This is a genomic window from Paenibacillus dauci, from assembly GCF_000971985.1.
Taxonomy (GTDB): domain Bacteria; phylum Bacillota; class Bacilli; order Paenibacillales; family Paenibacillaceae; genus Saccharibacillus; species Saccharibacillus dauci.
The window spans coordinates 1-19,747 of sequence record NZ_LAQQ01000009.1; the positions used below are offsets into that span (position 1 = coordinate 1).

General features: G+C 45.9%; 21 protein-coding genes, 1 rRNA gene and 1 other annotated feature. All 22 genes read right to left on the reverse strand.

Annotated elements, in window-relative coordinates:
* Nucleotides 1-153 (reverse strand): 16S ribosomal RNA (locus WH46_RS21495); the annotation flags it as partial.
* A 792-nt stretch (nucleotides 154-945) separates the two neighbouring features.
* Nucleotides 946-1,827: a prephenate dehydratase gene (gene pheA / locus WH46_RS21500; RefSeq protein WP_046228321.1), complete on the reverse strand. Its 882-nt coding sequence runs from the start codon at nucleotides 1,825-1,827 to the stop codon at nucleotides 946-948.
* Nucleotides 1,824-2,822: a homoserine kinase gene (gene thrB / locus WH46_RS21505; RefSeq protein WP_046228322.1), complete on the reverse strand. Its 999-nt coding sequence runs from the start codon at nucleotides 2,820-2,822 to the stop codon at nucleotides 1,824-1,826. Before thrB ends, pheA begins: the two co-directional genes overlap by 4 nt.
* 12 nt (nucleotides 2,823-2,834) lie before the next feature.
* The gene (locus tag WH46_RS21510; RefSeq protein ID WP_046228323.1) at nucleotides 2,835-4,124 is read right to left on the reverse strand and encodes a homoserine dehydrogenase; all 1,290 of its coding nucleotides are present in this window, start codon (nucleotides 4,122-4,124) and stop codon (nucleotides 2,835-2,837) included.
* 106 nt (nucleotides 4,125-4,230) lie between these two features.
* A complete protein-coding gene (locus WH46_RS21515) occupies nucleotides 4,231-4,668 on the reverse strand; it encodes an ACT domain-containing protein (RefSeq protein WP_017814061.1) in 438 nt (145 codons plus the stop codon).
* Nucleotides 4,669-4,889: 221 nt separating this feature from the next.
* On the reverse strand, nucleotides 4,890-6,200 hold the full coding sequence (gene obgE, locus WH46_RS21520; RefSeq protein ID WP_017814062.1) for a GTPase ObgE: 1,311 nt from the start codon (nucleotides 6,198-6,200) through the stop codon (nucleotides 4,890-4,892).
* A gap of 80 nt (nucleotides 6,201-6,280) precedes the next feature.
* Entirely contained in the window at nucleotides 6,281-7,123 is an 843-nt protein-coding gene (locus tag WH46_RS23945) for a Spo0B domain-containing protein (RefSeq protein WP_082208489.1), read from the reverse strand.
* A gap of 215 nt (nucleotides 7,124-7,338) precedes the next feature.
* Nucleotides 7,339-7,650, reverse strand: a complete 312-nt coding sequence (gene rpmA / locus WH46_RS21530) for a 50S ribosomal protein L27 (protein ID WP_017814064.1) — start codon at nucleotides 7,648-7,650, stop codon at nucleotides 7,339-7,341.
* A gap of 17 nt (nucleotides 7,651-7,667) precedes the next feature.
* Complete coding sequence (locus WH46_RS21535; RefSeq protein WP_046228324.1) at nucleotides 7,668-8,003, reverse strand: ribosomal-processing cysteine protease Prp; 336 nt, start codon at nucleotides 8,001-8,003, stop codon at nucleotides 7,668-7,670.
* Nucleotides 8,004-8,016: 13 nt separating this feature from the next.
* Entirely contained in the window at nucleotides 8,017-8,328 is a 312-nt protein-coding gene (rplU, locus tag WH46_RS21540; RefSeq protein ID WP_017814066.1) for a 50S ribosomal protein L21, read from the reverse strand.
* A gap of 14 nt (nucleotides 8,329-8,342) precedes the next feature.
* Nucleotides 8,343-8,424: a sequence feature (ribosomal protein L21 leader region), on the reverse strand.
* Between the two features lie 55 nt (nucleotides 8,425-8,479).
* Nucleotides 8,480-9,727, reverse strand: coding sequence for an Rne/Rng family ribonuclease (locus tag WH46_RS21545; RefSeq protein WP_046228325.1), 1,248 nt, complete (start codon nucleotides 9,725-9,727; stop codon nucleotides 8,480-8,482).
* Nucleotides 9,728-9,939: 212 nt separating this feature from the next.
* Nucleotides 9,940-11,082 carry an FtsW/RodA/SpoVE family cell cycle protein gene (locus WH46_RS21550; protein WP_046228326.1) on the reverse strand — a complete coding sequence of 381 codons (1,143 nt, stop codon included), beginning with the start codon at nucleotides 11,080-11,082 and terminating at the stop codon, nucleotides 9,940-9,942.
* Between the two features lie 6 nt (nucleotides 11,083-11,088).
* Nucleotides 11,089-11,883 carry a septum site-determining protein MinD gene (minD, locus tag WH46_RS21555; RefSeq protein ID WP_046228327.1) on the reverse strand — a complete coding sequence of 265 codons (795 nt, stop codon included), beginning with the start codon at nucleotides 11,881-11,883 and terminating at the stop codon, nucleotides 11,089-11,091.
* Between the two features lie 3 nt (nucleotides 11,884-11,886).
* Nucleotides 11,887-12,555 (reverse strand): septum site-determining protein MinC, encoded by a 669-nt coding sequence (locus WH46_RS21560; protein ID WP_017814070.1) that lies wholly within the window; start codon nucleotides 12,553-12,555, stop codon nucleotides 11,887-11,889.
* A 101-nt stretch (nucleotides 12,556-12,656) separates the two neighbouring features.
* On the reverse strand, nucleotides 12,657-13,187 hold the full coding sequence (gene mreD, locus WH46_RS21565; protein ID WP_017814071.1) for a rod shape-determining protein MreD: 531 nt from the start codon (nucleotides 13,185-13,187) through the stop codon (nucleotides 12,657-12,659).
* Nucleotides 13,187-14,059, reverse strand: coding sequence for a rod shape-determining protein MreC (mreC, locus tag WH46_RS21570; protein ID WP_197088308.1), 873 nt, complete (start codon nucleotides 14,057-14,059; stop codon nucleotides 13,187-13,189). The genes mreD and mreC overlap by 1 nt, the downstream gene beginning before the upstream one ends.
* 59 nt (nucleotides 14,060-14,118) lie before the next feature.
* Nucleotides 14,119-15,153, reverse strand: a complete 1,035-nt coding sequence (locus tag WH46_RS21575) for a rod shape-determining protein (protein ID WP_017814073.1) — start codon at nucleotides 15,151-15,153, stop codon at nucleotides 14,119-14,121.
* A gap of 39 nt (nucleotides 15,154-15,192) precedes the next feature.
* Nucleotides 15,193-15,882 carry a RadC family protein gene (radC, locus tag WH46_RS21580; protein ID WP_017814074.1) on the reverse strand — a complete coding sequence of 230 codons (690 nt, stop codon included), beginning with the start codon at nucleotides 15,880-15,882 and terminating at the stop codon, nucleotides 15,193-15,195.
* A 27-nt stretch (nucleotides 15,883-15,909) separates the two neighbouring features.
* Nucleotides 15,910-16,518, reverse strand: coding sequence for a Maf family protein (locus WH46_RS21585; protein ID WP_046228329.1), 609 nt, complete (start codon nucleotides 16,516-16,518; stop codon nucleotides 15,910-15,912).
* Nucleotides 16,519-16,559: 41 nt separating this feature from the next.
* Complete coding sequence (locus tag WH46_RS21590; protein WP_017814076.1) at nucleotides 16,560-16,802, reverse strand: DUF4321 domain-containing protein; 243 nt, start codon at nucleotides 16,800-16,802, stop codon at nucleotides 16,560-16,562.
* A gap of 184 nt (nucleotides 16,803-16,986) precedes the next feature.
* Nucleotides 16,987-18,360: a UDP-N-acetylmuramate--L-alanine ligase gene (murC, locus tag WH46_RS21595; RefSeq protein ID WP_046228330.1), complete on the reverse strand. Its 1,374-nt coding sequence runs from the start codon at nucleotides 18,358-18,360 to the stop codon at nucleotides 16,987-16,989.
* Between the two features lie 6 nt (nucleotides 18,361-18,366).
* Nucleotides 18,367-19,743 (reverse strand): bifunctional folylpolyglutamate synthase/dihydrofolate synthase, encoded by a 1,377-nt coding sequence (locus WH46_RS21600; protein ID WP_046228331.1) that lies wholly within the window; start codon nucleotides 19,741-19,743, stop codon nucleotides 18,367-18,369.
* Nucleotides 19,744-19,747: the final 4 nt, after the last annotated feature.

Here is a 19,747-nt window from a genome sequence, read left to right on the forward strand (position 1 = left end):
TTATCCCAGTCTGAGGGGCAGGTTGCCTACGTGTTACTCACCCGTCCGCCGCTAAGTCTCAAGGAAGCAAGCTTCCTTGAGACTCCGCTCGACTTGCATGTATTAGGCACGCCGCCAGCGTTCGTCCTGAGCCAGGATCAAACTCTCCATAAAGTGTTTGACTTGCTCATTTCGTGCTGACGAGAACATTGCTGTTCTCTATATTTTGAAGAACTGAAGTTCTTCACTCACTCGTTGTTCAGTTTTCAAAGATCAAAGTCTTTTTCGTTGTCGCCGTATCTCTCGGTGACAACTTTTATATCTTATCATGTTAGCAACCATTCTGTCAACATCTTTTTTTGAAGAAGTTTTTTTGAAACTCACTTGCTTTAAGGATGTGTATGATGATTACTAATCTGATTTTGATGTCATTCGTTCGTGACAACTTTTATAATATATCATGCAGTTAGACTTTTAGCAAGCATTTTTTATTGGATTATTTCTTCGTTTTTTTGTCCTCGTTATTTTCCTGTATTTCTTTACTATGACGCCATGGATTAGTAAGCACAATGTAGATCCTTTATTGATATTATCTACTTTTGGTATCTAGCTTTTTTATGAGTTTATAATGCTGGTACCTTACCACACTACAAGATCATCCCCTTTCCTAGTATTTAAGTTTATTTAGAAATATTTATTACCTGTATAGGCCTTTTGTTCATCCTGCATACTGATAATATGCATCCCCCCTATCTTAGCTATTAGTCACTTCTCTATTGATGTGATTATTTATATATTCACTTATCAAATAATTAAATATTTTAATGCAGCTTATAAAAAAGGTTCACCTGCTCATTCATAAGCAAGTGAACCTTTTCCAATACAGGATTACCCTTAAAGATCTCATAATACATTCACCAGGCAGAAGCTCTTAGCTCTTAGCTCTTAGCTCTTAGCTCTTAGCTCTTAGCTCTTAGCTACCAAATTATACTCATAGCACGGATAAGAGCCAAGTACTCTTACCTGACAGCCAAGCGCTTCAATTTCTTCTATCGCTGCGTTTAGCAATACCGAGTTTCTATTGTCTAATACATCAATATAAAAATAATAGGTACCCAGCTTCTTCTTGGTTGGACGGGATTCGATACGGGACAGATTTAGTTTACGCCAGGAAAATGTAGCCAATACCTGATGAAGGGCCCCTGCAAAGTCTTCTGTGAGGGTGACCAATATGCTTGTCTTTTGGTGATCTGCATTTTTGGCAACGGATATCGGCTGGTTGCCGATCAGTACAAATCTTGTATGGTTATTATCATGATCGGTAACTCGGCTTGCCAGTATATCCAGGTTATACTTTTGAGCACCAAGCGTTGTGCCGATTGCTGTCCAACCGTTTCCAGGATTCTGACTAACCATTTGTACTGCTTCCGCTGTACTACCTACATGTTCGAGCTCGGCCTGCGGCATCTCTGCACGAATAAATTGAAGACACTGTGCCATAGCTACAGGATGGGACAGTACTTTAGTTACTTTGGAGTAGTCCAGTTGCTCATGATCCGATACAAATTCGGTACGATTGCCAATTAGATTTTGAATAGAAGGATATACCCATTCCAGCTGCATAGGTATATCCACTTCATGAACCAGCCAATCCATATGCAGAGATACTGAGCCTTCTATCGTATTCTCAATCGGAATCACACTATATTCCGTTTTTCCCTGCGCTGTAGACATAAAAACATCGGCAATCATTTTGTGATGTGTAATTTCAAATGGTTGTTCTCCCATAATATGCAGGAGTGCTTCATGAGAGACAGAACCCGAGGGTAAAGCTGCTATACGGATCATAGACGTACTTCTCCTTTGACGGTGTCCATAAATGAACTTGATTCGGTATCGTAGTAGTATATAACTCCTTCGGTCACCGGTTCAAGCCATAATGCCTGTGCAGCAATTCCATGAGACTGCATCGTCTGCAGCAAATAGTTTTCCAACTGCTGTTTTTGTGCGGAATGGCGATCAACAAGTGCAATCATGGTAGGTCCTGCTCCACTTAATGCGATTCCCAATGCACCATATTCTGCTGCATGTGCCAGAATAGGTTCCATTCCCGGTATAAGTGCAGCACGGTACGGCTGATGCAAGCGATCCTGCATGGCCTCTCTGATCATTTCAAGTTTACCCGACGAGAGCGCTGCAACAAGAAGAGAGCTGCGGCTGATATTGTACACGGCATCGGCCATAGATAGCTGGGCAGGAAGTACATCACGTGCCTTGGTTGTAGACAATTGGAATTCCGGGATAACGACTAGAGCCTGCAAGGCTTCCGGCGGCTGAATACCAATACATCTGGCCTGTTCTCCATCCCATGTCGCTGCTATAATGCCCCCATACAGGGAAGCACCTACATTATCAGGATGTTTCTCAAAAGCGGTAGCCATATTCAGCAATTCCTCATCTGATAACAGGTGACCTGTAAGTGCATTGGCCGCAGCCAGCGCACCGATCAGAGCAGAAGCACTGCTGCCGAGTCCTCTTGTCAGCGGGATATCGGAGTACATGGTAATTTCCAGTTCCGGTATCGATACGCCAGTCTTCTCGAAAACCGACTGTGCTATCTTATAAATCAGGTTGGTCTTGTCGGTAGGTATTCCATACAGCTGATCTCCAAGCAGAGTAATAGAGGTCTGCTCGGCTTCTTTCAATTCCAGCCAGGAATACAGACTCAAAGCCATACCAAGTGTGTCAAATCCCGGGCCCAGGTTAGCTGTGCTCGCAGGTACGGCTACACGCACAGAGCTTCTACGGCTGTATACTTTTTCTGATTCCTGATTACTCATCATTGCATGGCTCCTTTAAATATCTTCTACCCGGTATACGCTCTTGATTCTCTGAATGACATCAAGCTCCTCAAAATGCTGAAGCACTCTATCCAAATTCGCTTTGCTGGCACGGTGAGTAATGATCACAATCTCTGCATCCGGATTGTGTTCATTAGGCTGCTGCACGACTGAAGCCAGGCTGACATCGTATTCGGCAAATACCTGGGTAATCTGAGCAAGTACACCGGCTTTGTCATCCACATGCAAGAGAATAAAGTTTTTGTAAAATACCTGATCAGGACTTTGCAGCTTTTTGGTTTTGTAAGGCACGATTGCCTTGAGTCCGTTCACACCCAGTTTAAGATTTTTGACAACAGCTACCAGGTCAGCTACAACTGAAGTGGCTGTAGGCATTTCTCCGGCGCCTGCCCCATAAAACATTGTCTCTCCTACTGCTTCGCCATGTACATATACGGCATTGAATACACCATTGACCGATGCAAGCGGATGACTCTGTTTGATCATCGTTGGCTGTACGCTAATCGTAATATGTTCATTGGAACTGGTGGCGATTCCCAGCAATTTCATCTCATAACCCAGATTACGGGCATAGTTAATATCTTCCTTGGTCACCGAAGAAATCCCCTGTACAGCTACATCATCCAGTTCCACATTGGTACGGAATCCAAGTGTACCCAGAATCGCCATTTTGCGAGCTGCATCCAGACCTTCTACATCACTGGTCGGATCAGACTCTGCATAGCCCAGATCCTGAGCCTCTTTGAGAACATCCTCGTAAGAAGCAGCTTCCTGGCTCATCTTGGTCATTATGTAATTGGTAGTACCGTTTACAATCCCCATGATTTTGACGATACGGTCGGAAGAGAAGCCTTCAATCAATGTACGAATGATAGGAATGCCTCCCGCAACACTGGCTTCATAAAAGACATCGCACTGCTTTTCCTGAGCTTTGGCCAGAATCTCGGAACCATGTAGTGCCATCAGATCCTTGTTGGCGGTGACTACATGCTTACCACGTTCCAGTGCTTCCAAGATATATTCCTTGGTCTGATCAATCCCACCCATTACTTCAACAATGACGTCAATCTCCGGATCACGAATAACTTCCCACGGATCAATTGTCAGCTTGGCGGCATCAATCTCTATGTTACGTGCTTTATCTGCACTGCGTACAGCAATTTTCTCAATTACAATCGGTGAACCGACCTGACTGTTCAGATCCTGCTGGTTCCCTTCGACAATTCTTACTACCCCCGTACCTACAGTTCCTAGTCCCAATAATCCTACTTTTACCGGTTTCATATGCTGATTCCCCTCCTGGGCTGATTTAGATTGCCATAACTATTGTTATTCATTGTACGGATTAACTGTTATCTGTAAAGCATTGCAAAAAGCAATAATTGTGAAATTATCCTTGCCCAATAATATGGATATGACGGACACCTGTCACATTCTGCATCGCCTCTACCATCGTATCCAGATCCTGTGTCAGACGTGATGTCTCCACAGATAGTACAACATTGGCTCTTCCCTGCAGTGGAATACTTTGATGAATTGTCAGTACATTACCGCCGTATTCAGCCATTAGACCAAGCACATGGGATAAAATACCGGATCGATGATCCAAATCAAAAGATACGGTAATAATTTTATCCCTTTCCAGTCTATTGAGCGGGTGTATACCATCTTTGTATTTGTAAAAGGCACTACGACTGAGGCCGACCTTCTCGACTGCTTCATTGATCGTACGACTCTCCCCTGCAGCCAGCAGTTCTTTGACACGCATTGTTTTTAACACAGCATCGGGTAATATATCTTCCCGTACCAGATAATATTTTTCTTTCACAAACGTCCTCTCCTCAAAGACCCATGTATTCGTATAGTGGACATTATAAAGTAACTCTGCAGGTCAGGCAACCTTTTCTTCCAGTAACCTATGAAAGATAATAGCACTCTAGCAATGAGTAATCCTTTTTCCACAAAAAAAACCGGAAACCCTGAAGGCTTCCGGTTGGTCTGATATTCATTTCATTGTAACTGTATAATCAAGCAATTGGAGATAGACGTTTAGAAATAGCTGCTGCCTTCAACAAATTCAAATTCAAATTCGCCAATACGTACAATCGTACCATCTTTGGCACCACGTTTACGCAGTTCTGCATCGACGCCCATATGTCTCATTGTACGTCCCAGCTTCATAATTGCATCTTCTGAAGTCAACTGCATACGCTTCATGAGATTTTCGATTTTTTTGCTCTCGACGACGAACATCTCGTTTTCGCGGTGTACAGTGAAGCCTTCGTCTTCTTTTTTCTCCAGCTTGTAGACTTTACGTTCAGCTACCTGCTCAACTTCTTCTACAGTCACGATTTCAGGCATCTGATCCAGCATATCGGCTGCTTTGTACAGAAGCTCCTGAATTCCCTGACGTGTCAGAGAAGAGATAGGGATGATCTGAATTTCTGGATTCACTTCGCGAATTCGCTTGGTGAATTCCTCCAGATTCTCTTGTGCTTCGGCCATATCCATTTTGTTGGCTGCTACGATCTGAGGACGGCTCTCCAGTTCAATATTGTAGAGCTTCAGTTCTTCATTGATCTTTTGCCAGTCTTCAAAAGGATCGCGTCCTTCGGAGCCGGATACATCGACCACATGAATAATGACACGTGTACGTTCAACGTGACGAAGGAATTCATGCCCTAGTCCGATTCCTTCATGCGCACCTTCAATCAGTCCTGGCAAATCTGCCATAACAAAGCTGCGATCGTCGCCCACAGCAACAACGCCGAGGTTAGGCGTGATAGTCGTAAAGTGATACGCGCCGATTTTCGGTTCAGCTGCTGAGACTACAGACAGCAGAGTGGATTTTCCGACACTCGGGAAACCAACCAGACCTACATCAGCCATAACTTTCAATTCCAGTACAATATTGCGTTCCTGGCCTTCTTCGCCATTTTCAGCCAGATAAGGAGCCGGATTATTCGGTGTGGAGAAACGTGTATTACCACGTCCACCGCGTCCGCCTTTGGCCACTACAATCTCCTGATTATGACGGGTCAAATCCGCAAGGATTTCTCCATTGTCTTCATCAATAATAACGGTACCCGGAGGAATACGTACAATCGTATCCTCTGCACCTGCTCCATGCTGGTTTTTGGTACGGCCTTTTTCACCACGCTGGCCTTTGAAATGACGCTGATAACGAAAGTCCATCAGTGTACGCAAGCCTTCATCAACACGGAAAATAACGTCGCCACCGCGTCCGCCATCACCGCCTGCAGGTCCGCCATTCGGTACATACTTCTCACGACGGAACGAAATGGTACCATTACCACCGTCGCCGCCTTTTACAAAAATCTTCGCTTTATCTACAAACATGGATTGCACCTCAACTTTTATAGTACTCTAGCTCATGATTATCTCATGAGAATATCCGCTTACTCAGCGGATGTGTCTGTCTAAATCGGATAGATATGCAGTGAAATAGAAGCAGGATCATCTTCCGGGCGGGTAGCGGTAATATTCGTTCCTGCAATCAACTGATTGACCGCTGCCCAGATCTGATCCGGCCCGGGATAGATTTCTTCGGGTTCAAATATGAACTGAACCTCTTCGTCCTCATTCCGGATAATAATTGATAAGGTGGGGCACTCACCCCAGGACGATCCTCCGCTTGTCTGATAAGCAGAGATCGTCTCTTGAATGACTCGGGTCAATTCCTCACGCTGTTCCGTTCCAAGCCGGTCGGCAAGTGTGATCCCATCTTCTATCTCTACTTCTAACTGAATATCACGGTTTAACGCCTTGAAGGACTGCAAATAAAATACGAGGGAAGGAATACCCAGCTTGGATACCCGGCTGTCCGTCATCATTTGCTCTTTGATTCGCTCAATATTTTCGATGAGCTTGTCTCTGTTGCCGAGCTGAATATAGCCATACAGCAGTTGAAGATCATTCATCCAATCATGACGATGATGACTAAAAGCTTCGATTGCTGTAGCATGAGTGGTCTCAGTCTGCTGCTGTAACCGTGTACGTTCCTGTTCACGATTTAGCATCTCCTGTTCTAACTGCTCATTCTGCTGCAATATCTGTTTCATTTGCTGGTGTACTTCTTGTGTCTGACGGCTATTTTGCTCCTGCGCTTGGCTTTGTATACTACGAATGCCAAGCCAATAAGCAGCGCCAATCCAAATCACCAACACAATATAAGCTGCTACCGAATGAAGCCAGTAGGTTGCGATTAAAGGTATGATGATTGTTCCAGCCAGTAAGACAGGAACACGGCTAAAATGATTCATGGTTTCTCTCCAATCTTCCGATGGCTTTTTAACCAAGAACAAGTATATCACAATTGTCCAGAAACCATTGTCAAAACTCAAACATAATCTGGAAAATAATGTGTATAACCGTATTATACTTAACTATTGCTGTATTCTTCAACGGTAGATAAATATAATAAGCCTCCGGCACCAACATGTACCGGAGGCTTATTGATCCTAGTCCGTAGACAGGATTATTGTTCGATTGCTGCTGCTACTGGAGCAACGTCAACCGGGTAGACGCTCACTTTTTTGCGGTCACGGCCCCAACGTTCGAATTTCACGACGCCGTCAACTTTTGCAAACAGTGTATCGTCTTTACCGATGCCCACGTTTGTTCCTGGGTGAATTTTAGTACCGCGTTGACGGAACAAAATGTTACCACCAGTTACGAACTGACCATCTGCACGTTTTGCACCAAGACGTTTGGAGTGGGAATCACGTCCGTTCTTTGTGGAACCTACACCCTTCTTGGAAGCGAACAATTGCAAATTAAGCTTCAACATGTTGTCTACCTCCTTTTTTACGTTAATGTGACTTGCTTTATCTTGATATACTCTCCGTAAGACTCTTCAATACTAGCCAGCATAACCTGCATCGATTCCAGCAACAACTGAACCTGTTCCTTAGGGCTGTTTTCCGGAAGATCCGGCAAACGTGCACTCAGAAAACCATCCTTCATCTTGGTCTTCATTTCTACACCGGTCAGAGCTTCAATGGAGTTCACTGTACCTACCGTAACGGCAGAAATAGCTGCACACACAATATCTTCTCCATGATCGGCGTATCCTGCATGTCCACGTGATGAAAAACCATCAATTGTACCATCTTCATGACGCTCAATACGTACGATAACCAATTACCGCACCTTCTTATGCTTGGATTTTCTCGATAGTCACTTTAGTATATGGTTGACGATGACCTTGTTTTACGTGGTAGTTCTTTTTAGGTTTGTATTTGTAAACTACAACCTTTTGGCCTTTAACGTGTTTTTCAACTTTCGCTGTCACGCTAGCGCCTTCTACCAGCGGCAAACCAGTTACCAGACCGTCTTCTTTGGATACAGCCAGAACGCGGTCAAAAGTTACGCTGTCGCCATCAGTAGCGTCCAGCTTCTCGATGAACAATACATCGCCTTCTTGCACTTTGTATTGCTTACCACCTGTTTCGATAATTGCGTACATTCTCCTTGCACCTCCTCATGTCTCAGACTCGCCTGATCCAGGTGCCATAGGGAATACCCATGAACTTATACCCGATCGGAGCGGTTGCAGCATGTGAAAGGAGTAATACCCGACACATACCAAATTATTGTAGCACAGCCAAATCAATAAATCAATCTTTTATCCGGGATGCAATTTTGCCGGTTCCGTGACATGTACTGCAGGTTTTGTACATCATGCTGGCTGTTTCTTCGCGTGCTTTTTTGCGAGTCATTTCCAGCATTCCCAGTCGAGTCCAGCCGACAATATGCGTCTTGGTACGATCCTGATACAAAACTTTCTCCATTGCTTCAATTACTGCATGGCGGCCAGCCTCACTGTCCATATCGATAAAGTCCACAATAATAATCCCGCCCGTGTCACGCAAACGCAGCAACCTGGCAATCTTCTCGCCTGCCTGTATATTGGTGTGGGTCACCGTCTCTTCCAGGGTAGCGCCACTTGTAAATTTGCCGGTGTTCACATCAATAACCGTTAACGCTTCGGTCTGATCCCAGATAATATGACTGCCATTATCCAGCCAGATTTTGCGCTGGAAATCGCGATGCAAGTGTTCCTGCACGCCCATATGTTGAAAGAGCGGTTCCTGTCCGCTGTATGTCTCTACAGGAAGTGGTGATCCCGATGGAGTCAGTGTGCTGATAAATTCCGAAGCCTGATCAGCGCAATCCACCTGATCGGTGATAAAACGATCTTCCTGTGGATTGAATACATCCCGAATCATGCGTTCCACAATTCCCAGATCGCGGTGCAGCTCTACGGGTGGTGCACCATGATCTGAACGACTGACAATACGCTTCCATGTCTCCCGCAGCTGCCGGATATCAGCTGCAATCGCTTCAGGCTGTGCTCCTTCGGATATGGTACGCAGGATCAATCCTTCTTCTCCTTGACGCAGCTCTTCACCAAGTCTTTTTAATCGCTGGCGTTCTTCGTCGATGCTGATCTTTTTGGAGACTGCGATATAATCTGCCTCTGGCATGTAGACGACCCAGCGACCCGGCAGTGAATAATGGGTAGTTAGTTTGGCACCCTTGGTACCCGCTGGTTCCTTGGTTACCTGAACAATAATATCCTGTCCAGGACGGATCAGATCAGCGATACTGGGTTTGATTAAAGGCTGTTTGTCCATATGGGGATGCAGTACATCGTCTATATATAAAAAACCGTTCTTCTTCTGACCGATATCAACGAATGCCGCCTGTATACCAGGCAGTACATTCATGACTTTCCCTTTATAAAAGTTACCGGCAATCCCTTTACCAGATGAATGTTCTGAAGCAAATTCAACCAGCTGGCCCTGATCCAGGAGTGCCATCTGTATTTCTTTGGATGTACAACTTACTATCATCTGCTTCATTATTGGGTCCCACCTCTGTTTTCTGAACAAGCTGTCGCTGTCTATGGCATATTGTTATTTTCATCACCATATCTCTTTTTCTAGACGACAGGCGGTTATAAAAGGTTTCAGTTCAGCACTAAGTAACACGACCATTCCTACTGCTTCGTATTTCTGCGATAGTCTTCTATGTCTGATTCTGAACAAACAAAAAACCGGTACCTGGGTACCGGTTAATCCACTTCGTATTTTTCCTGATAAATCTTAATACTGAGTACCAGACCAATACTGAACATGTTCAGTATAAGGGAAGTACCTCCATAACTGATAAATGGGAGTGTAATCCCCGTGATCGGCATCAATCCAATCATCATGCCTACATTCTCAAAAATCTGGAATACAAACATACTGACAATACCAACAATAATATAGGAACCCCGCCTGTCATAACACTGCAAGGCGATGAGTATCATTCGATAGATCAGTAGGAAATAGATAACGAGCAAAATGGACGATCCGACAAATCCGAATTCTTCGCCAATAACAACAAAGATCGAATCGGAGTACGGATAAGGAACAAATTTATTGTTTTTTAGCTGGCCCTGCATATAGCCGTCACCAAACAGTCCGCCTGAACCGACTGCAATCTTGGCGTAGCTGGACTGATGTTTTGCATCATCCGAGGCATTTGTCGGATCAACAAAAGTATTAATCCGTTCATACCAGTGAGCCTTGTTGTTCTGATATAAATAATCATGAATCTGCTGGTTAAAGGTCGTGAACAATACAACTACCAGTATCAGCCCACCAATAACAACAGTAAGTCCCATAATGACATGCGTATATTTGGTGTTACCAATCCAGAGCATACCTACCAGGATGATCAAATAAATAATTGCATTTCCCAGATCGGGCTGAATCAAAACAATAAAAAATGGGATACAAACGACTAATGCGGTCGGCAGCAAATCCGAACGAAAACGAAGTGGATCACCATCACGTTTGCCAAGCAGATAAGCGGTTGTTAAAATAACAACAATTTTGACCATCTCTGCCGGCTGGAATTGGAATCCAGGCAAGTTGTACCAGCTTTTGGCACCATTAATCTCCGAACCAAAAGGGTACAGCAGCAGCAAAGATACAATCCCTATTCCATACAAATACCAGTGTTTACGTAGTAAAATACGATAATCGAATATACTGACTGCAAACATAACCAAAAGTCCAATCCCATAAAATATCAGTGTACGGATATCATAACCATGAAATTTGGGATCCGGGGCAATCGCACTGCGTACGAGCAACGTACTGAACACCATAAATACGCCGAGCAGGGTAATAATTCCCCAGTCCAGCTTTTTGAACTTGTTAAGCAAAATCCATCAACCCATTCCAAAAAACTTCTTAAAGCGAGAAAATGCACTTTTTTTCTGATCCATCTGCATTAAAGGTACCGTATCTCCCAGGATTCGGCGGGCAATATTACGGTAGGCAATAGCGGCTTTGGAATCAGGATTCATTACAGTAGGCTCTCCGGAGTTAGCTGCCTTGATTACCAGCTCATCATCTGGTACAACGCCCAGCAGATCAATATTCAATACCTGCAGCACTTCATCAATGTCCAGCATATCCCCAGATTTCACCATACTGTGGCGAATCCGGTTTACGATTAGCTTGGGAGCACTGATATGTGAGCTTTCCAATAGACCAATGACACGGTCAGCGTCACGAACAGAAGCATTTTCAGGTGTCGTCATCACTATGGCCTGGTCCGCTCCGGCAATTGCATTTTTGAATCCTTGTTCTATTCCGGCAGGACAATCAATGAGGACATATTCAAAATCCTTTTTCAGTTCCTCGATGATTTCTTTTACCTGTTCCGGTGAGACCGCGTTCTTGTCTTTGGTCTGTGCGGCAGGCAGCATATACAACTCATCAAAACGTTTATCTTTGACCAGCGCCTGGTTCAGACGGCAACGACCATCGGCTACATCACATAGATCATAAATAATCCGGTTTTCCAGTCCCATTACAACATCCAGATTACGCAGACCAATATCTGTATCGACCAGACAGACTTTTTTGCCGAGGAGCGCGAGCGCGGTACCAATATTTGCGGAAGTGGTTGTCTTTCCTACTCCGCCTTTGCCTGAAGTGATGACAATAGCCTCTCCCATGTACTACACCCCTTTAAACACGTTAAAATCCCGGCCAAGCCGGGCCATATTTGCCATTTTATCGATTTTCATGATTCCATCCTGCAGATAGGCGAATTCCATGTGGGATTCCCGATTCTCTCCTTCGTCAGGCGGCCGACTGATTCGATCCGCAATTCTGAGCTGTGTCGGAGAAAAAAAGGAAGCGGCAATAACAGCATCTTCATTTCCATCAATACCTGCATGCGCCATTCCGCGCAGTGCACCCAGTATATAGATATCATCTGTGCTGATTACTGTACCCCCTGCATTGACATCCCCCAGAAAAAGCAGTGGGCCTTCATGATGAAGTACTTGTCCCGAGCGGATCATACCAGTGAGAATTTTCACATCATTCCGGTCCGGTACTTCTGGCTCCGGTGCAGGCGGTTCTTCAAAAGAGCGGACGAGCAGATTACCCTTTTGGCTCAATATATCCAGCAGGGTATCCTTTTGCTCCTCCGTCATCTCGCGTTCACCTGTTCGGATATCCACATGTACCAGTGGACCGGTCAGAATGTTCTGATGAGTATGTTCCAGCTTAAAACGCAAATCGTTAACCAGCTCTTCAAAATCACATTTATCATCAAACTGGAAAGTTAATCCGTCTTTGATTCCCTTAATGGTTACATATCTTGAGGCTCTTACAGCCATTCTTCGGTCACCCCCACCTTACTATCAGTTCGCGCCGGTGGCGGGAATTCCTGCCTGAACTGCAAATTAAGCAGCATTTTCCATAGCAGCGTACGTTGATCTTATTCTTCTTCTGCTGCACGTCTGCGCAGTTTGGCAACCTTCTCCAGCTGCTGACGTACCGGCACAAAGATGATCAATGCAAAGATAAAATGCAGCAGCAGATTCGGGAACATATAATGTCCGAGTGCCCATGCATAAGGTTCGCGTGTCAGACCAAATACCAGATAGATCCCGTACAGCAGATGATCCAGCAGCAGACTGCCGATCAATACTACTGTCATCATCAGCGGATAAGGTGCACGAGGCGACTGGAACAGCAGTCCCAGCACATATGCCGACAATCCCATGGCAAAAGCATAAGCACCAATCATATCCCCATAAAAGACCACATCATGCAGCAGACCAAAAATCAGGCCGAGTGCGAGCGCTGTATGACGATGATAATAAATGGATACAAACAGGATCAGAATATAGGCCAGATGAGGTACAAGCCGGGTATCCAGAAAGTCGGGTATTAACCAGGGAATAATCGTCCCTTCCCAGATAAAGACCAGAAATAACAGCAGCAGCAATACCACCCGACGCGCCATTATTCCTGCGTCTCCTTGGTATACACCACAAATACTTCTTTCCAGTTCTTGAAGTCGGCTGACGGATCGATGGTCGCCGTATTGGTAAGACCAAAGTCACCCACTTGACGACTAATCACTTCACCGATAATCATGCCTTTCGGGAACAGACCACCGCTACCGGAAGATACGATTGTATCGCCTCTTTTCAGTGGGTCATCTTCTTTGATCTGGGTCATGGTGAGCATACCTGTTGCCTTGTCATAGCTCTCTACCATACCAAAGGACTGATTTTCCTTGCCGACTGCCGTTGCTGCAATCGCCTTGGAGTTTGGATCCAGCGGATCCAGTGTGGTGAGCAGTTTCACTGTAGCATGATAATTGCTCGTCTGGCTGACGATTCCGACCATTCCCTGCAGAGAAATGACCGGCATATCCTTGCGAACCCCATCTTTGCTGCCCAGATCGACAATGATAGTACCTGTATCTTCGTCATTATCGACACTTGTTACATTGGCTATATGCAAATCAAACTGATTCTGGGCCAGCTGGTTTTCTGTAAATTTGTTTTGCTTTTTGAGCCTCTTATTTTCCTGTACCAAATCATTATAGCTTGCCTGCTGCATCATGTACTGCGCAGCAGTTAATTTAAGTTCCTGATTCTCCTCATGCAATTCACCGAGGTTACTGATATCTTCAAAGAAGCCCGCTATGTAAGAAGCGGGCTTGTAAAATACACCTTGCACAAAACCGACCGTATCCCGGGCCACTTTTTCAGGCCAGGATAACGAAGTGCGGTTGGTCAATGTATATCCCATTAATGCGATGAATAAAATCAGTCCTACCAGCAGGATAAACAGTTTCTTGTTACCCAGCAGCTTAAACAGTTTCAACACCCTCTTAATTAACGGTTATTCTTCCCTGATAGGGGTTGACCATAGATGGCCGTAAATTAACGCTTCGAACGGACGGCCGAGCTGCTGCGTGATTTGAACAGATGGATGTTTTCCAGAGCTTTGCCTGTTCCGATTGCTACACAGTCCAGCGGATTCTCTGCCACGATGACCGGCATGCCTGTCTCGCCAGCAAGCAGTTTGTCCAGGTTACGAAGCAGTGCGCCGCCGCCTGTCAGAACGATACCGCGATCCATAATATCAGCAGCCAGTTCCGGTGGACATTTCTCCAGCGTTACTTTAACCGCTTCTACAATAGCTGCGACTGTATCGGACAGTGCTTCAGAGATTTCATCGGAAGTGATTGTCAGTGTTTTTGGCAGACCTGTTACAAGGTCACGACCACGAATTTCCATTGTTTCCACTTTTTCAAAAGGAATCGCAGAACCGATATCCATTTTGAGCTGCTCGGATGTACGCTCACCAATCATCAGATTGTACTGACGCTTGATGTACTGGATGATTGCTTCATCCATTTCGTCACCGGCTACACGAACCGAACGGCTGGTTACGATACCGCCAAGAGAAATAACAGCAACTTCAGTTGTACCACCGCCGATATCAACGACCATACTACCTGTAGGTTCCCATACTGGCAGATCAGCACCAATTGCTGCTGCAAAAGGCTCTTCGATCGTGTAGGCTTCACGTGCTCCAGCCTGTTTGGTTGCGTCTTCCACTGCACGCTGCTCAACAGCAGTAATGCCGGAAGGTACACATACCATTACATTCGGATGCTGCGGGAACATCGAACGTTGTTTTTGTGCCTGGCGGATAAAATACTTGATCATTGTAGCTGTAGTATCAAAATCAGCAATAACGCCGTCTTTCATCGGACGGATCGCACGGATATTACCAGGTGTACGGCCGATCATTTTTTTGGCGGATTCGCCAACAGCCTCGATTGTATTCGTATCCGTACGGATCGCGACTACAGAAGGTTCTCTAACTGCAATTCCTTTACCTCTTACATATACCAGTGTATTTGCTGTCCCAAGGTCAATCCCCAAATCTTTCGTAAAACCACCAAACATAACTTTTAACTCCCTTTCCTCTGAATCTCGACTATTATATTACATGAAGCCCTGTTCCTTCAAACTTACGAATTTCATATCTCCAATGACCAGATGATCCAGTACTTCAATTCCGATAATTTGCCCTGCTTCCACCAGTCTACGAGTCAGTGATATATCCTCCGGACTTGGCGTAGGATCACCACTTGGATGGTTATGCGCACAGATTACAGATGCACTGCTGCACTTGATCGCTGCACGGAACACTTCACGCGGATGAACAATAGAGGCATTGAGGCTTCCCATCGACAACGTTTCCTGGGAAATAATATGATTCTTGGTGTTCAGGAACAAACATACAAAATGTTCTTTTTGCAAATAACGCATTTGTTCAATAAGTAAATCGGCAGCATCACGCGGACTGCGGATCACCAGCGCATCTTCTTTGCCGGTACGACTGATCCGTCTGCCGAGTTCAATTCCAGCTTTGATCTGAATCGCTTTGGCTGTTCCAATTCCCTTGATCTCGGTCAATTCCTCGATAGTAAGGTCTACCAGCTGACGGATCGTGCCCACCTGCTGCAAAATTCGCGTCGCCAGATGAATAGCAGACTCGTCTTTTGTACCGGTGCGCAGCAAAATAGCCAGCAGTTCTGCATGGCTAAGCGCCTCGGCTCCATAACTGATCATCCGCTCACGCGGACGGTCTTCGAGAGGAATATCACGCAAACGATATTGTGGCGCCTCCATCAGGTATTCCTCTTCTCTATCGCAAAATTAAGAACCAAGAACAGATATATCAAATTCCTCCAGCATATCGCTGAGCAGCGAAACAGGCAGACCCACTACCGTAAAATAACAGCCTTCAATACGGTCCACCAATGTGGAACCGAGTCCCTGGATCGCGTAGGCACCAGCCTTGTCGGCCGGTTCACCGCTGCGTACGTAAGCTTGAATCCGCTCTGATGTGAGAGGTTTCATATGTACAAGCGTGTGCCGGTAATCCGTACGCGTGCGGCCTGTCGCCGTATCGATACAAGCAATTCCGGTATACACGTAATGGCTACGTCCCTGTAAAGACTGCAGTATGGCTGCCGCCTGTTCCTCATTCTCCGGCTTGCCAAATATGCGACCATCCAGCACCACAATCGTGTCGCTGCCGACAACAACCGCATCGGCTACCTGTGCAGAGTACTGTTCGCATACAGCGTTTGCCTTACGAAGTGCCAGTTCAGTAACGATACGTTCCGGAGACCAATCTCCGGGTACGGATTCATCGGCTTCACTGGGCATGATTTCAAATTCCAGCTGTAAAGAGGCCATCAATTCCTTTCTCCGTGGAGAAGCGGACGCCAGTATGATACGACGCTGAGATTCTCTACTCATAAGAAAGGCCCTCTCCTTTTACAATGTCATCTTTAAATGATTCAGAGTCTGCGGTACAGCCATATCGCGGCTACTACCCCGAGCAGACTGAGCAGGCTCAATTTGAGATGAAGCTCAATGTTGTAGCGTATAATGTTCAAATTGGCACTGGGAGACCATTCAATGGTTGTTGACTTGGTCAAAAAAGATAAAATGGCTACCGGTTCCAGCAGTGTGGCGATCCATTCGCCAATCAGCCAACCCAGCAGCAAAAACAAGATTAATATTCCTGCGTTTTTTTTCATGCCGTCTTTCCCCTGCCTTTAATTTGACACCACATTATTATACGTTGATTCTTACAGCAATACAAACAAAAAAGAAAAGAGTTGTATTTTGCTGAAAATCCCGTCAAAAAAGACTGTCCGAAGACAGTCTTTTGATAAAATCATGCCTGCATGGTGCCTTGCGGCAGAATAACCAGTTCGCTTATTACACTGATTCAAGCTGTTCTGCGAGTGCTTTTGATACTTTCCAGATGTCGCCTGCACCCATGGTAATGATCAGGGTACCCGGATCCATACGGGACGAAAGTGCAGTAATTACTTCTTCTTTGTCTGCTATATAATGAGCATTGCTGTTACTGTTTTCACGGATCAAATCAACTAGACGTGAAGAGTGAACCCCTTCGATCTGCTTCTCGCCTGCTGGCGCATAAATGTCCGTAATGATCACTTCATCCGCTTCACTGAAAGCACGGCTGAATTCATCCAGCAGGAAGAATGTACGGGAATATCGCTGCGGCTGGAAGATCGCAATGATCTTTTTGCCGGTTGCCCGTGCAGCCTGCAGTGTCGCTTCGATCTCGGTCGGATGATGCGCATAATCGTCCACAACCAGCACATCATTTACTTCGCCAATAACCTGGAAACGGCGCTTCGCTCCCTGGAAACGCACAATCGCTGCCGCTACAGCAGTAAAGGAAAGTCCCGCTTCCAGACAGGAAATGATCGTTGCCATGGCATTGTATACGTTATGGATACCTGGTACGGACAGCTGTACGGTACCCAGCGTCTCTCCCTGATATTTCATAAGGAATGAAATTTTACGGTCATCCGGCTGAATATCTTCGGCCGTGTAATCTGCCGGTTCCTGAATACCAAACGTGATGGTATCGCCCTGGATATTCGGCAGCAGCTCACGAATATTCTCGTCGTCTGCATTCACAATTGCTTTGCCGCCCGGACGCAGCTGACTAAGAAATTGGACATAGGCTGCCTTGATATTGGCAAAATCGCCATCGTAATTTTCCAGATGATCTGCTTCGATATTGGTTACCACTGCAATTGTAGGATGATACTGCAGGAATGTACCGTCGCTTTCATCCGCTTCGGCAACAACATAGTCGCCTTTGCCTGCTTTGGCATTGGTACCAAGGTTTACGATCTCTCCGCCGATAATATACGTCGGGTCCGCATCGCACTCCTCCATCACCAGTGCGATCATGGAAGATGTTGTTGTTTTGCCATGTGCTCCGGCAACCGCTACTCCTTTGCGTTCGTTGAGCAAACGCGCCAGCATCTCGGAACGGTGCAGTACAGGAATATTCAGGCGTCTTGCCTCTACCAGTTCCACATCATCATCCGCAACCGCCGAAGAATAAACGAGTAGATCGGCACCGTGTACTTTCTCTGCATCGTGTCCGATATGGATTTGCGCACCCTGCTTTTCCAGCTTGGCTGCCAGTGCGCTCATGGCCACATCCGAACCGGTTACCTTATATCCCATTTCAAGCAGTACTTTGGCAATGGCGCTCATACCATAACCGCCGATGCCTATAAAATGTACATGTTCTGTCTTATTCATTATGTCTCACCAGCCCTTTTCAGAATCGGATTGATGCAAAAGAGTCGCTCTTACATCTGAAATTAAATACAGTGTTCCGGTAACGACCCCAAGATCTTCCCGTTCTGTGCGTGACTTCAGCAGCTCTAATGCCTGCTTCCAATCACGTTCCACTATAATCTCAACTTCCGTTTTGTTCATGTCCTGCTGTATTTGACGGACCAGATCATAGAGTCTGTCCGCATCCATTTTACGTCTAAAATCCGGTTCAGTCAGAATCAGCGTGTCCGCAATGGACAGCAGATGACGAAATACCGGTTCATGCTGTTTGTTCTCCAGCATACCTGCCAGCATATGCAGCTTGTTGTACGTATAGGTCTGGGGAATACTCTTCACGAGTGAAGCAGCTCCCTCGGGATTATGTGCTCCATCCAAGACGATCGGTGGTTCATCCGACACCTTTTCCAGGCGGCCGGCCCAGAACGTATGACGGAATCCGGACAGAAGCGGCTCATCATCCAGCACAAAAGCCATATACTGACGAAGCACTTCAAGTGTCATCATCGCCAGTCCCGCATTGGCACACTGATGATCGCCCTGCATGCCAATCTCGATATCCATTTCGCGGAATGGTCCCTGGAAATGGAAAGACTGACTATGGGCATCACCCTGCAGCCGTTCTGCTGTATAATCACGGCCTGCCAGATACATCGTTGTGCGGCAGTCTTCGGCTTTGCGGGCAAGCACTTCGATAACTTCCGGCTGATCCACACTGGTTACGACCGGAACACCCGGCTTGATAATACCTGCTTTTTCCCCGGCAATCAATTCCAGCGTATCGCCGAGAATATCGGTATGATCATAACCTACATTCGTAATCACCGATACGATAGGATGCACGATGTTGGTTACATCCATGCGTCCGCCAAGACCAGTTTCCCAAACGACGACATCTGGATAGCACTCTTCGGCATAGTATACAATAGCCAGCGCTGTCGATACTTCGAACATGGTCGGAGAACCAAGCTCGGTCGCTGCCATCTCCTGAACGAGCGGGTACAGCCGATTGGCTACGCGAAGCAGTGTCTCTTCGGGAATATCCTTACCGTTATACTGAAACCGGTTGGTGAACTTGGTAATATACGGCGAAGTGAATGTACCCACATCATAACCGGATTCAATCAGTACCCGGGTGAGAAAGGCGCAGGTACTGCCTTTGCCATTGGTGCCTGCTACATGAATAAATTTCAGTCTGCGATGCGGATTGCCGAGCAGCTGCATTAGCTGCTCGATCCGCTCCAATCCCGGACGAATGCCAAAGGGGATCAGATTATTAATCCATTCCACCGCTTGTTCGTAGGTATGTAGAGGGGCAATTTGCCCCTCCGCAGTTTCATATTCCATCACG

Excerpts from the sequence above, each read along its gene's own strand:
- murC (WP_046228330.1), bottom strand. The coding sequence starts at position 18,360 with ATGAATAAGACAGAACATGTACATTTTATAGGCATCGGCGGTTATGGT.
- rpmA (WP_017814064.1), bottom strand. The coding sequence starts at position 7,650 with ATGTTGAAGCTTAATTTGCAATTGTTCGCTTCCAAGAAGGGTGTAGGT.
- rplU (WP_017814066.1), bottom strand. The coding sequence starts at position 8,328 with ATGTACGCAATTATCGAAACAGGTGGTAAGCAATACAAAGTGCAAGAA.
- obgE (WP_017814062.1), bottom strand. The coding sequence starts at position 6,200 with ATGTTTGTAGATAAAGCGAAGATTTTTGTAAAAGGCGGCGACGGTGGT.
- radC (WP_017814074.1), bottom strand. The coding sequence starts at position 15,882 with ATGGAGGCGCCACAATATCGTTTGCGTGATATTCCTCTCGAAGACCGT.
- WH46_RS21510 (WP_046228323.1), bottom strand. The coding sequence starts at position 4,124 with ATGAAACCGGTAAAAGTAGGATTATTGGGACTAGGAACTGTAGGTACG.
- WH46_RS21590 (WP_017814076.1), bottom strand. The coding sequence starts at position 16,802 with ATGAAAAAAAACGCAGGAATATTAATCTTGTTTTTGCTGCTGGGTTGG.
- WH46_RS21600 (WP_046228331.1), bottom strand. The coding sequence starts at position 19,743 with ATGGAATATGAAACTGCGGAGGGGCAAATTGCCCCTCTACATACCTAC.
- WH46_RS21585 (WP_046228329.1), bottom strand. The coding sequence starts at position 16,518 with ATGAGTAGAGAATCTCAGCGTCGTATCATACTGGCGTCCGCTTCTCCA.
- mreD (WP_017814071.1), bottom strand. The coding sequence starts at position 13,187 with ATGGCGCGTCGGGTGGTATTGCTGCTGCTGTTATTTCTGGTCTTTATC.
- thrB (WP_046228322.1), bottom strand. The coding sequence starts at position 2,822 with ATGATGAGTAATCAGGAATCAGAAAAAGTATACAGCCGTAGAAGCTCT.
- WH46_RS21560 (WP_017814070.1), bottom strand. The coding sequence starts at position 12,555 with ATGGCTGTAAGAGCCTCAAGATATGTAACCATTAAGGGAATCAAAGAC.
- WH46_RS23945 (WP_082208489.1), bottom strand. The coding sequence starts at position 7,123 with ATGAATCATTTTAGCCGTGTTCCTGTCTTACTGGCTGGAACAATCATC.
- WH46_RS21545 (WP_046228325.1), bottom strand. The coding sequence starts at position 9,727 with ATGAAGCAGATGATAGTAAGTTGTACATCCAAAGAAATACAGATGGCA.
- WH46_RS21575 (WP_017814073.1), bottom strand. The coding sequence starts at position 15,153 with ATGTTTGGTGGTTTTACGAAAGATTTGGGGATTGACCTTGGGACAGCA.
- minD (WP_046228327.1), bottom strand. The coding sequence starts at position 11,883 with ATGGGAGAGGCTATTGTCATCACTTCAGGCAAAGGCGGAGTAGGAAAG.
- pheA (WP_046228321.1), bottom strand. The coding sequence starts at position 1,827 with ATGATCCGTATAGCAGCTTTACCCTCGGGTTCTGTCTCTCATGAAGCA.